The organism is Atlantibacter sp. RC6, assembly GCF_014193285.1.
GTDB lineage: Bacteria > Pseudomonadota > Gammaproteobacteria > Enterobacterales > Enterobacteriaceae > Atlantibacter.
This window is the reverse complement of record NZ_JACHZE010000001.1, coordinates 108,089-120,777: the sequence shown is the minus strand read 5'-3', so window position 1 is coordinate 120,777 and position 12,689 is coordinate 108,089. Positions and strand designations below refer to the sequence as shown.

General features: G+C 44.7%; 10 protein-coding genes. All 10 read right to left on the bottom strand.

Features of this window, described 5'->3' with window-relative positions; genetic code table 11:
• Positions 1 to 24: 24 nt before the first annotated feature.
• Positions 25 to 3,864 carry a DUF1983 domain-containing protein gene (locus FHW74_RS00515; protein ID WP_183168649.1) on the bottom strand — a complete coding sequence of 1,280 codons (3,840 nt, stop codon included), beginning with the start codon at positions 3,862 to 3,864 and terminating at the stop codon, positions 25 to 27.
• Positions 3,864 to 4,277: a hypothetical protein gene (locus FHW74_RS00510; RefSeq protein WP_183168648.1), complete on the bottom strand. Its 414-nt coding sequence runs from the start codon at positions 4,275 to 4,277 to the stop codon at positions 3,864 to 3,866. The genes FHW74_RS00515 and FHW74_RS00510 overlap by 1 nt, the downstream gene beginning before the upstream one ends.
• 40 nt (positions 4,278 to 4,317) lie before the next feature.
• Entirely contained in the window at positions 4,318 to 4,971 is a 654-nt protein-coding gene (locus tag FHW74_RS00505; protein WP_255459831.1) for a hypothetical protein, read from the bottom strand.
• Complete coding sequence (locus tag FHW74_RS00500) at positions 4,972 to 5,538, bottom strand: hypothetical protein (protein WP_183168647.1); 567 nt, start codon at positions 5,536 to 5,538, stop codon at positions 4,972 to 4,974.
• 35 nt (positions 5,539 to 5,573) lie between these two features.
• Complete coding sequence (locus FHW74_RS00495; protein WP_183168646.1) at positions 5,574 to 7,709, bottom strand: hypothetical protein; 2,136 nt, start codon at positions 7,707 to 7,709, stop codon at positions 5,574 to 5,576.
• Positions 7,699 to 8,037: a hypothetical protein gene (locus tag FHW74_RS00490; protein WP_183168645.1), complete on the bottom strand. Its 339-nt coding sequence runs from the start codon at positions 8,035 to 8,037 to the stop codon at positions 7,699 to 7,701. The genes FHW74_RS00495 and FHW74_RS00490 overlap by 11 nt, the downstream gene beginning before the upstream one ends.
• Positions 8,038 to 8,087: 50 nt before the next feature.
• The gene (locus FHW74_RS00485) at positions 8,088 to 8,408 is read right to left on the bottom strand and encodes a cytochrome (protein WP_183168644.1); all 321 of its coding nucleotides are present in this window, start codon (positions 8,406 to 8,408) and stop codon (positions 8,088 to 8,090) included.
• A gap of 75 nt (positions 8,409 to 8,483) precedes the next feature.
• A complete protein-coding gene (locus FHW74_RS00480; RefSeq protein WP_183168643.1) occupies positions 8,484 to 8,996 on the bottom strand; it encodes a hypothetical protein in 513 nt (170 codons plus the stop codon).
• 45 nt (positions 8,997 to 9,041) lie between these two features.
• Complete coding sequence (locus FHW74_RS00475) at positions 9,042 to 9,425, bottom strand: tail fiber assembly protein (protein WP_183168642.1); 384 nt, start codon at positions 9,423 to 9,425, stop codon at positions 9,042 to 9,044.
• A gap of 2 nt (positions 9,426 to 9,427) precedes the next feature.
• The gene (locus tag FHW74_RS00470; RefSeq protein WP_183168641.1) at positions 9,428 to 12,661 is read right to left on the bottom strand and encodes a hypothetical protein; all 3,234 of its coding nucleotides are present in this window, start codon (positions 12,659 to 12,661) and stop codon (positions 9,428 to 9,430) included.
• Positions 12,662 to 12,689 lie beyond the last annotated feature (28 nt).

The following is a 12,689-nucleotide window of genomic DNA, read 5'->3' as shown; positions in this document are numbered from 1 at the left end:
TCTTTATTTAAGGGGCTTTATTTATCAGTTTTTAAACACTAACGCCGTAACTGAACCGGTAAAAGCGTTTGAAGCACCATTTGCGCCTGTACTGCTTCCACTTACACGAAGTGTTGCAGACTGACCCGCCGGTAACTCAAAACTGTACTGAGCAACCCCCGTTACAGTCTGAGAACTGGACGAATGCGCAACCGCTGTTGCTACCGCAACGCCGTTTACATACAACGTCAAGGCTGATGATGCTGCGAAATCATACTCACCAGTGGTTCGGCCTGTTGCGGTTGTGATTATCGCCGGGATCGACACCATCCGGTTAAACGGCATTGGAGGGATCGTATTAACCACACCGTTGGTTAACGAGTAGCCTTTAGTAACGTCACCTTCAATCTGGTTCGCTGTTAACGTTCCGTGGATTCTACAGTTCGCCCCGATTTCGATGTTGTTCATATAACCTGAACCTGCGCGTAACTCACCAGCAAAGTAGCCACTGTTGGCGTTGACGTTCCCCGTAAAGCTACCTGAAGCTGCTTCAATATGCCCGCGAGCAAAGATATTATTGAAGTAAGCACGACCATCTTTGAAAATGCCCCAGCCTGTATTACCTGTGCCGTCCCAGGTGTTGGAGTTAATCTGGTTAGCGATCTGGGCACTGCCAATCTGGGCGTTACCGATTTTCGCGGCGGTAATGGAGCCATCAACAATTTTCGCGGTATCAATCGCCGCGTTGCCAATTTTCGCGTTACCGATAGAACCGTCCGCAATGACCGCCGAGTTGATAAAAACTTTGTTATTCTGAACCGCAAAGGGGATTACAGGCGCTGTTGTGTTTGTCGCATCGGAAATCACCATGAATTCTTTCGCGTTGAAATAAACAGCGCTTTTACCTGATGCAGAATCCGCGATCAGTTGCATACCCGTTACAACACCGTTTGCATCAAGCTTCAGCGTGTAGTTCGCGTTAACATTATTGGTCAGGTTATCAACCAGCGTTTTGGATTGTTGCGTTACTGTGGCGATCTGGCCTTCAACGTTTGATTTAACCTGTTGTAGGGCTGTGCTCTGCGCGGTATCCTTCGTGGTAATCGTCTGGTTGAGCGTATGCACTTCAGCGGTAATCTTACCTTCAAGGCCCGTCTTAACCGTCTGTAGGGCTGTTCCCTGCGCTTTATCACCATCACTAATCGCTTTGGTCAGATTAGTAACCGCGCTGGATAGTCCGTTTGCGGCGTCGGTCTTCACCTGATCAAGTTTTGATGTAACCAGGGCATCACCGTCCTGAACAATGGTTTTCAGGTCGGTCACGCTGGCGGCAATGTCCCGTTGGTAGTCGTTGGTAATGCTGGTTTTTAGTATGTCGATTTCCGCCTGTAAAGCATCGTTAGCCTGCTGTAAGGTCTTCTCTGCCATATCCTCAAATTTTGGATCAAGGTTAAGGAAATCTTCGAGTGCTTCCTTGTCCTGTGATGTCCATTCAACACGCGACTGAAGATCAACATACAGCGCCGCACCGTAAATCACCCCGTCAATGCCGAACATATCGAACCCGGCCCCCCGGACATAATAAGCCCCGTCCGGCAAATTAATTGTTGCCAGTTCAATGGCGTTTCTGGCCTGGTGGATCCTGAGATTCTGGGTAAAGCTGGTATCCGTTGCCGTCTGAATAATTACCCCGGCATAGTCTGGTTCGGTTGAATCAGTCCACTGAGTGAAGATAGCGCCGTAACCCGCAGAGGCAACAAAACCCTTCAGCGCTTTATGCTGTTCGTTCTTAACCGTTAATACCGTTTCAGTTGACTTCATTCCGCCAAAGCCAATAGCGCTGACGCCTACCTTAATTTCACGCGAAAGGATGTTGCTCTGGTTCATCGCGAACGTGTAATCCCAGGAGAGATTACGCGTGAAATAGGTATACGTGGTGTTATTAGTTGTGACACGTATCTGGTAGCGGTCGAACACATCAACAAATTTTCGCTTCACCCCGTTAACATCAACGTCCAGTTTTGACTGATCGTCCCATTCAAAAAAGAAATCGGTGTCTGTAGTAATTAATCCGCCAGTGGTGGTTGCGTTACGCAGTTTGACGACTGGCGCGGGCAGGGCGTATGTCACGTCAGGATTCTGGTTAATCAGCGTTACCCAATCGGACTGATAGAATAAGCCCGCAGCGCAAATACGGTAATCATAATTCGTCCCTGTCTTCAGCCCGGTAATGGTAAAACTATACTGTGATGTCGAACCGATACTAATCCAGTAATTCGAACCGGATTCTTTATACTGGATAAAGAACTGATAACGGTTAAAATCATGATCACAATCCCAGGTAAGCAGAACATTTTTACCGTAGACCGTTTCACCCGTCGCCATAGCTTTGAAGTTATAAGGCGTTTTCAGGCTTGATGAAATACTTGATCCTGTATTATCCGGTTTAACCGCGTAATCCATATCAGTATAAATCTGTGAATTATATTCAACCGCTGTTACCTGAATTGAACCAACCATACCGGATTCCATTGTTCTGGTAATTGAAGTAACACGGAACAGGGCATCTTTCAACTGCAATTCTTCATTGCTGAATTTAATTACGTCCCATACCTGAAGTGTATAAGCGTCAGCGGTAGCAAAAGAAAGCGTTTGGGTTAGCTTGCATTTATTGCGTTCGATGCTGGATAATTTATCAAGTTGAGCTGTGTCTTTAACAAACCGATATGTAACATCTTTTGCTATAATACGACCATCTTTTGCAATTACCGGGTCGTTATTTGGATCAGACGGGTATCGCAAAATGTTTTGTGCATAATCAGCGTTCGGATCGTTAAACGCAACGTTCAGAGTATTGAAGTAATCCGTGGTGGAACCATCGGTATATTCAACGCTGGTAGCCAGAATATTCGATTCATCGAATGAATATTTTACAACGTCCGGGCCATCTAATTTACAAACCAGTTTTCCGAACGATTCAAAGATTACCCCGCCGAAACCTAAACAGAGATCGGATAAGTTACTTTTAAAAGAACTGTTCGGGTCGGTTGAACCATGCGAATAAAAATTATTCGTCTGAACAGCAACAGCTTTAAACGAATCCAGATCGATATTTTCAAGCGGAACACCTAAACCATAATTAGTATTGGTCAGGTAGTCCACAGCTTGTGAAGCGCCGTTAGTTGAAGCCCAACGTGACCCATCGGTTAAATCAGTAATAATCGTCCCGGACATATCAACCGCAACCTGTGAATTAGGCTGAAGGATATCCACACCTGAAGTTAGCGCATCCTGGGTTTTCTTCAGGACAACACACATTGTTGCGATGCCGTTACCTGTATTAGTTGAAGGCCATTTATCCGCACCGAGAAATTTTGAAGCAAGGGTTAAGTGTCTTCCGTTCTGAGAACCAACACTGAATTCAACCTGAACAACGTCACGGTATTGCGAAATAATGTTATTAGAAGCGACCACACCGTCGCGGTAAACACCATCAGCAAGGATTTTTTTGTTGTCCAAGTACAGGTTTTTAAAGGAATCAATCTGGCCCAATGCAACCGCATAAATGGAAACCAGATACATATCATCGTTAACTTTCCCGGTTCCTTTTACGTCCTTGTAAACGCAAATTGCGCCTACGCGGGAATTCCCATACACAACAGGAACTACCGATTTCGGATCGGTGCTTGTCCCGATTGTCGAAGCGGAATCGGGGGAATTAAATTTGGGAACGGTCTGCTTCATAGCCTGATACGTTACCAGGGCAGTCACAGCCGCCGCAGCAACAGCAATTGCCACAATTGCAGTAGTAGCAAGCGCAGCCATTGACGCAGCCGCAGCAGCGGAAGCAGCCGCAACCGCAGCCGCAATTATTACTGGTGGCATTATTTCACCCCCAATAATAGATCGTATTCGGTATCAAATAATGGAACCATCTGAAATACACCATCCTTAAGCGCAAGAACGAAACCGGAATAAACAATTCCAATGTGATATTCGTTCAGGCGTCCGGCTTTGATCTTTTTAATGGTTAATCCACCATCTGAAGGGATATCGGTTTCCTGGTAATATTTTTTGAGGAAATCAACCGCGTTTGTATAACCGATTTCTTTTTTGGCGAGCGCATACCCTGATTTCGCATCAGTATATTTTTGGAAAATTTTATCGTGGTAATCGGTATCAAACAGGATATCAACAACTTTTAACGTTGCGATGTTGCAATCAACAATACCGTATTGAAGCGGTTTGCCGATGAGTGAGTTAATATAATCTGTTAACTGTGCTTGTTTCTTAAACATGGGTATACCCTTTAAAAGTTTATACCCGTATTTATTAAAGTTATTTTTTTGTCATCCAGACTGCTTCTGAATTCCATTTCCCGATCTTCTGGAAAAAGGTATCATGGCTGTTACCTGCATAAGAACGGTGAACACCATCAGAAGCGTGATACCTTGCGGATTTATTCAGCACCTCCCAGAAGTTATTTATTTTTATTTCAGTTTCTGATATGATTTCTTCATCATGCCCGTAATCAATACGGATGGTTGACGAATCTATCTGGCCCCGAAACACACCGAAAGATGTCTGAACCTGCCCGGTTTGCGGTGAGAGGAATACCATAGAAATGGTGACTATCGCCCGGTCAAATTTCTTGTTACGGATCAACTGAACATATTCCGGGCGAACATTAGAGATTTTGACACTCATCCCGTTATTATTAATTTCTTTTGACTCTGGACTATTCTGAACGTCAAGAAAATCACCGCTTGCAATATACAACTGGTTATTAAACATGATGTCATGATAACCATCGCAAATTCGCAATTCACCGGATCCGTCACCAAATTTAATACTGACGCAATGATAAAGACTGCCCGTTGAAAATACATGCTTCATGGTGAGCCGGGTCAGATTTGTTCCCATGCGCTCGTTATACACACTGATAAAATCAGCATTGCTACACAGCGCGTTAAATGACTGAATAATGTCCATTCAGATCGCCTCTGTTGTTTCTAACTTGAGTTGAACAATCTGGGTCAGCGGGATATCTACCGTTCCGGTTGTCAGCATCAGCGTTAATGCCGGGTTTTGATACCTGATAATTTCGCCTGCCTGCACCTGCTGGCGTAGATTAGGAAAAATGGTTGCTGTTCCGGTTGCCCGGTCATAATTCACTATCTCGTAAACCTTTGGGTGATTCTGAAAGTTAAACTTTGTTCCCGGTTCGAGTTCAGCAGACATACCCACGACACGCCCCCCGGCTGTTGGTGCGGTGGTCGTGGAGATAGCGGTAGTCTGTTTCCCTCTGTATTTCATGTTTACAGAGCGGGAGAGGGGGAAGGTAAATGGCTTACCGTAACGGTATTCAGCCAGCCATTGCTCAAAAAGGTATTGATCTTCAGCCTGAAAGGAAACATCCATATCTAACTGATAATACTGAATGCCCGGAAAGCGTCTGGTAACGGATCCGTTAGCGTTTTTATTCTGAAAGAAAGGGGCAACGGATTTAACCGAAGCCCCAATTTTAAGTTTTGAATGATTGAAAATATCGACTGACATAATAAGCCCCTGTGTATTTACCCGTATTTAGGGACTTACATTGATCGCCTTGTTGCCTCATCAACCAGCCGCCTGATCTCCTGGGGGTGTTTTTTAAGGGCTTCCATCACCATACGGTCAGACGAGTTCACGTTACCCGAAATATTCAGGGGCGCGTTGATCGTTATTGGTTGACCGCTACCTTCAGAATCATTAAGGAACGTCTTCAAATCGGCGTTGGTACGTTTATCCACCACACGTTCACCCCGATCCAGTAACCAGGTGCCTTCTCTGGGAACGTTATCAATACCATCGTGCGCCATCCCTGAAAGTTTGGTTGATTTGATACTCGCTACCTGTTGGAGTGCCGCCGCCATTTTGGAACCAGCAAGCAGGAACCCAGCCCAACCGCCCTTAGAAACGCCGTCAGCATATGCTGTGTACGCCGCCATAGTCGCCTCGGCTATTGCTGCCCCTTTTTGAAGGGCAAACGAAGCTAAAGCAGCTTTTTTTGACTGCCCGCCGAAAGCATCAAGCATTCCACCCGCCGCCATCATGTAATCGCTGTACTGCTGAACCTTAGCGGCGTTTGTCGCTTTATCTATTTCGCGTTCGCGTTCAGCATGGGCGCTGATAATTGCCTGCTTTCTGCTTTCAAATTCTTCGACCGCGATAAGTTTTTGCTCGTATGAATTCTGAAGGTTTTCGAGATCTCTGGTGTATGCCTGTTCAGACGCCTCCTGAACCTTTTCAATATCTTCAAGGTTCATACCCAGCACGAAAGAACCAAAGTTTTCAGCGTAGGCATCCTGTAATGCCGCCTTTCTCTGATGATAGTCATCTTCGGAAATCAGGTTCTGTTCATACAAATCATCCAGTGATTTGAAGGATTCCTGTAATTTAGATTGTGCGCTGGAAATGGTCGCGGCCTGCGAGGAATACGAATCAATGGTGAGTTTGTTTAATGCATCAAACGATGATTTTTTCCATTGCTCATACTCTTTCTGGCGCTGTTCTTCCTCACGTTGGGCTTTATCAGCCGCCGCTTTCGCTTCACGCGCTGCCTTGTCCGCTGCCGCTTTTGCAGCCTTATCAGCTTTTTCCTTTTCCGCAGCCGCTTTTTCAGCGTTAACCCTGGCGATCTCATCGTTAATTCGTTTGGCTTCGGCTTCGGCTTCTTTACGTGCGGCAATGTCTTTCTGGTTTTGCTGAAAGTTCTTTTCAGCCTTTTCCCGCGCTGCCGCAACGTCTTTCTGATACTTCTGTTCGGCTAATTGCTCTTTTGATATGTGTCCAAAGCCCTGCTGTTGCTGGCCCCGACTCATACCAGAAGCACCCAGCACCGGATCACCCATCTTTTTGCTTACTTCAGCAAGTTCGCCTTTAACCTTTTTGCACCAGTCGTATAAGTCGGACATCTTCTGGGCGAAGGGGGCCAGCCCGTTAGCCAGAGCGGAAGATGATGCATCCTGGAATTCACTAAGGCGCGTTCCCAGTTCCCTGAAAGCCTTAATTGAATCTTCAGTAACGCTTACCGATTGTTTACCTACTGCGTTCATCGCTTCCTGTTCAGTCTGGTAGTTCTGCAAATGAGAAATCATTTCAGACGAACCGCCCGCTAACGCTTCCATTGAAGCACTAATTTCGGATATGGATGCACCCGCTTCACGCATCTTGTAAAACAGGCTAATCGTTGCGTTGATACCACCGTTTGCACCTGCAATATGCGCGGTGAAGTCTTCAAGTTTTAAGCCGTATTTCTTCAGTTCGTCAGCAATACCACCACCAGCACGAACCGCCGCACCGAAGTTTTTCAGGGCATCTTTGTTCATGTCTGCGAAATTAGACATTTCCATCCCGGTAGCAGCGAATTCAGCTTTTAGCTGTTGAAGCGTGTCCGAAGTCATTCGTGCTGTCTGGGCTAACTGATCGATCTCACTCGCTTTCTGTGCTGAAGCCATTAATGCTGTGATACCGGCAGCAGCAACCCCCAGCGAACCCCCCAGCAGCCTGAACGCCGGAGAAAGTCCCCCGGCGCTACTGATGCCCCGACCGAGCGAACCCAGGACACCGTTCAGATCCGTAGCCTGATTAGCCAGGCTATCTAATAATCGCTCCGCACCGTTAACACCATCTGCAAGACCGGAAATATTAGCGTTGATATTAATATTGTGATTGTTATTATTTGCCATTCACAACCCCTTTCTTTTTGGTTAAGGCTTCCAGTTTTTGACGGTCTTGATCCGAAATACCCGCTAAAATACCAGCCATATGTTTCTTCATTTTTGCCTTGTAAATTTCTTGAATTTCTTCCGGGGTTTTAAAAATCCGGTCAACTGGAATAAGCCGGAAATCACTTACTTTCATTGATTTCAAACCCTGCTTAGTCATGTTCCCGGATGATCGGTAAATGGCATCCTGCAACAGTGCAAAATATGTATCAGTGACAACAGGTGATTGCGGTTCAATATACTGATCGAATATATGAAGTTCGAAAAAAGTAACCAGATCAAGATTCATCTGTTCTTCGAAAGTCAATCCCTTGCGAAGCATCAGGCGATATTTAAAACTCAGGAAGGGGTTGCTTCGGACTTTTTTTCGAATTCAACCAGATCCATTACAATAGATACTTCAGAAATAAGGCTGATAAGATTCGAGCGGGCAACAGTGTAAAGGCGTTTAATCTGTTCGATATCGGTGAATACCGGGTTTCCGTTTTCGTCAATAATGCAGCGTAAAATAGTGACTTCGTCACGGTCTTCTTTATTCGGGTTAGTGATGTGATCAATATATTCTTTCATCATCATCGGACGTGCATAAAAAGTATGTTCACCCATAGTAATGGATTTACGAGGAGGACATAAATCCAGCATCATTTTATCTGTGTTCATTTTGAATTCTCGTTATTCGTTGAAGTTACCTTTATTTAGAGATAAAAAAAGCGCTACCGAAGTAGCGCTATTAAATTACGCGTTTGAACCCGTGCCACCGGAGCCGCCACCAGAACCGCCACCGGAGGAGGTGTTATCAATCACTCCAGTAGTAACCTGTTTATCAACCGTAAGGGTAAAGTTCAGGGTTACAGCAGAATCAGAGCCGCCAGTGAAACCGGAACTGGTAATAAAGCCGTTGAAAACCTTAGCCATGCCAACAGTGCGGGTTTCATCAGTCCAGTAAACGATCTTAAACTGACCACGTGAGCCGCTTTCAGCCATCGCCCGCAATGATTCATGAGAGGATTCATTCGGAATGTAGTTCACCGAAAACGCCACATCAGGAATACTTGCGCGGCCTACCAGCTTTCGGGAAATCGGGCTGGAAAAGTTCGGCACTTCAATTGATGCGCGTTCGATCCCGGTTTCAGGCCATACAGAGAGTTCTGAAATTCTGGTGAAATCCGGCCCGTTAATGTTTTGATTGTCGATAGAGCTTGATACGAAAATATCTGCGTATAGCCCTGCAAAGATATCATTTGCCATTTTTAAAAACCTTTAAATTTATCAGGGGGAGAATTCCCCCTGTATTTATACGAGTTCAGAGCGCTGTTCTCTTAATTCAAGTAATCTGGCTTCATCTTCTTGCGTTGCCTTACCAAATTCGATTTTATCTTTCAGCGCTTCGATTTGATTGCTTAATTCACGGATTTTATTTGAATTGTCAATCTTATTCAGTTGATCAATTTGTTCCTTTGTGCGTTCAACCCATTCACTATTAATCCAGTCGTAATTCTCCCCAGGGGCAATACTAACTTTATTTTGCTCGAAGAGTTTTTGATAAGTTTCTTTGCTGGCTGGGTCGTCTGGCGTAGCGGTATAAGGAATCCACTCACCGTTAAACTTCACATCGAAATCAATATAATGGTCAATATGTTTTGACCGTGGTTTTTTTGCTGTATTAAAGTCAATCATAATTAACCTACACGTTTCCATATAGTTGTGCGGTGTGCATCGTTATTAGTTAATGAACGACCCATACACATCCAGGTTCCCGGTAATGTCGTTGCGGTATCATATGCACCGTCACATGTGGCAGGGTTTAATCCACTACCTGCTACCAGTCCACCAATACCTAAGTTAGCACCTGCATAGCGAGCCATCGCATATGAACCTATATACCATGCATCCTGGCTATACAAATAAGCATTAACCTGTTGGTTAGCCCAAGCAGAAGCGCGTTCATTAGCGGTGTTATACATCCATGTTGACGCCCAACCACCCCACGCAGTACCCCAAACGTTACCGTCAGTATTAAGATAAGAAGACCCATTACCGGAATATACAATACCCGCAGATAACAAATCACCACCACTAACACGCCCCGCAGCGGCTATTGAAGAATCTGCCGTTAATGGTTTCATGATCTGAACGCGGTCTGTATAAAATCCAGACGAACGAGAATCATAACCAATAATAAGCGTCCCTGAACTTGCGCTGTTTGAAGTTAAACTTGCTGATAAGGTTACGTTACCGTTTCCATGATCCGCGAATAATCTTGCGTTGTTCTGACCTAATATTTGACCGCCTGTATATTTAGTTATACCACCCGAATAGATAGCACCGCTGGAAATCGTCCCGTTTGCATTAATAGTGCCAGGGGTGCTAAAAGAAGCCGCATTAACATTACCACTAGAACTGATAGCACCAGAATTAATAATTCCTGATAATGTCAGACTGGAATCTTCTAACGAAACAGATTTAGCGGCTGTTCGCATACGTAAAATATTATCACTACCAGCCCAAACTAACGCCTTTTCGGTTCCGTTTGATTGCCTGAACCATATGTGCGAATTGCCATTACTCCATGATTCAAGCGATCCGCCAGTAGACACCAGGTTAGTTGTAGCGCTAATCGTACCTGTTGCCGCAATGCCTTTTGTTATCAGCGATCCGTTAGTGGTTACATTACCCGTAAAGGTCGAAGCACCGCTAACAGTTAATGACGTTGCGCTTACAGCTTTAGCGACAGTATTACCGTTCAGGGTAGCCACACCGGACACAATTAACGGGCCAGTAATTGAACCGCCAGCTAATGGCAAATAATCAGTATCCAGACTTGCGCCAACCAGTTTACCTGAACTATTTACAAGTTGACTGGTTCCTTTCCAGGTCATTGGTGATTCCAGGCGAACAGTATTAGTATACTGGCTTGCACTACCCGCACTTGAACTATATCCCAGATAAAGATCACCGGATGAAACACCGTCAGTTTTCAGACCACCTGAAATAGTTACGTTACCGTTATTATGGTCACGCAAAACTATAGCACCACGCGCCATTTTTATCATTGAAGTTGCACTATCATGCAAATTCAGAGAATTTGTTGTTCTGGCATCAATTTCAATATTACCGGTTCCGATTACCGCCAGTTTACCCGTGCTTGCCTGGATCCTTAGGTTATAATCAGAGCTTGTCCCATCGGTATGAAAATCAATATACGGACTTGTGGCATTGGTCAAAGAACCGATTTCAATACCGTTAGTAGTAGTTGACTCACTATTCAACGTTAATTTTGATTTTGCAGTTAATTCATTACCCGCTGCAATTGTTCCGGTAGAAGTTAAAGCACCTGTTGTGGTAGTGCCTAGCGCAGTTGTTCCTGCCCTAAAATTTCCAGTGTCGATCGACGTTGTAGCGGTATCAGTATCAAGGGTAATTCTGTTTTTAACTACACCAGATATATCACGCGCATCGATATAAAGTAATGCCCCACCGCTGGTTTTTGCAGTTGATGAAATTTGACCGCGTAACGTTCCGCCATATGGATCTGTTGTTTTGGAACCCTCCTGAAACCCGATAGCACCAATTGATATATTAGAAGAAGGAAGGGAATCGCTCGATATTACATCAGTTTTAATTAAACGGAAATAAGGTGAAAATTGTCCGTCTGCCCTTTGAACCGACATTCGATAATTTGCATCTACCTGATTTGCCTGAACAGTTTTGGTAGTGGTAAGGTCATAAACAGAAGTTACCGCACCGCCCAATACACCGCCGCCTAATTCTGCCAGTGTGGGCTTATCGTCTTCGGTGTAGATCTTTGCAGATTTAACAAACTTCCCATCAGCACCATAACGATAAACATATGCTTTATTTCCAACTGAACCCGCTTCAAAAGCGATACCGCGAGCATCAGCAGCCGTTTTCACCAGTGGGTTAGCAACATGAATACTCATATTGTTTAGCGCGTTTGCTGCCTGATTCATTCGGTAGAAACCGGAATACTTCATTGAAGTATCAGATGTCGAAGCCGTTCCGTCTACTGCGTTACTAAGAATATAACCTTCCGAGTGAAGATTACCCACTGTAGAAACATAACGGTTATCCGCTTCAGATTTTGAATAATAAGTTGCGGTTGCATCTGCTTTTTTCAAAAATGCCGAATCAGTTTGCGTTTTTGTGTAATGATTCGTGGTTGCGTCAGTTTTTGAAAGATATTTGCCGTCTGCTTGCGTCTTGGAATAATAATCTGTTGCAACGTCAGCAGGGGTTGTATAACCCGTATCCAGCATCGATGCTTTAATCTTACCATTAGCATCAACCAGAACTTCATTACTGGCGTTAACCAAAGGGGAGCGTAGTTTAACGTTCCGTGTTGAATGTCCGTTTGTGGTTCCGCCTAATTCCAGATCGCCAGTGGTTGTCCCGGTCTTTCCACCTGAAAGGATTACATTACCATTTCCATCATCACTTAAGATTTTGTTACCGCCTTTCCCCTGGATTTCACCACCAGCAAGCGGGTTAAGCGCCATTTTGCCTGAAGTAATGTTTACCCGGTCGGCGGTGATTTCTAAGTCGTTACCGTTGCCCTTAATCTGGTGTGATTTTGTTGCCGTGACGCCCATTTTAATTGTAGGGGTTGCATTACCACTACCAATAGTTAATTCAGCCGTAGCGCCCGTAATATTCGCTTTATTTGCAATGGTTACGCCACCGTTTAGGGTCGTCGCGCCGCCAGTTACCAAGCTGCCAGCAATATTTAATTTATCCGCTGTTTCTGGATTACCTAATTCAATAATGCCGCCAGCATCGTTTTTTGTGTAAATCTTGCGATCAGGAAAATTAACAAGTAATTCACCTTCGAGGATTTGCGCCGCAGTCGGTTTTTGACCCGCTGTCTTAGTTCGGCGCATTTGAATTTTAGCCATATAATTTTACCCGTATACGTTTATCATA

Excerpts from the sequence above, each read along its gene's own strand:
- FHW74_RS00515 (WP_183168649.1), bottom strand. The coding sequence starts at position 3,864 with ATGCCACCAGTAATAATTGCGGCTGCGGTTGCGGCTGCTTCCGCTGCT.
- FHW74_RS00510 (WP_183168648.1), bottom strand. The coding sequence starts at position 4,277 with ATGTTTAAGAAACAAGCACAGTTAACAGATTATATTAACTCACTCATC.
- FHW74_RS00505 (WP_255459831.1), bottom strand. The coding sequence starts at position 4,971 with ATGGACATTATTCAGTCATTTAACGCGCTGTGTAGCAATGCTGATTTT.
- FHW74_RS00500 (WP_183168647.1), bottom strand. The coding sequence starts at position 5,538 with ATGTCAGTCGATATTTTCAATCATTCAAAACTTAAAATTGGGGCTTCG.
- FHW74_RS00495 (WP_183168646.1), bottom strand. The coding sequence starts at position 7,709 with ATGGCAAATAATAACAATCACAATATTAATATCAACGCTAATATTTCC.
- FHW74_RS00490 (WP_183168645.1), bottom strand. The coding sequence starts at position 8,037 with ATGAATCTTGATCTGGTTACTTTTTTCGAACTTCATATATTCGATCAG.
- FHW74_RS00485 (WP_183168644.1), bottom strand. The coding sequence starts at position 8,408 with ATGAACACAGATAAAATGATGCTGGATTTATGTCCTCCTCGTAAATCC.
- FHW74_RS00480 (WP_183168643.1), bottom strand. The coding sequence starts at position 8,996 with ATGGCAAATGATATCTTTGCAGGGCTATACGCAGATATTTTCGTATCA.
- FHW74_RS00475 (WP_183168642.1), bottom strand. The coding sequence starts at position 9,425 with ATGATTGACTTTAATACAGCAAAAAAACCACGGTCAAAACATATTGAC.
- FHW74_RS00470 (WP_183168641.1), bottom strand. The coding sequence starts at position 12,661 with ATGGCTAAAATTCAAATGCGCCGAACTAAGACAGCGGGTCAAAAACCG.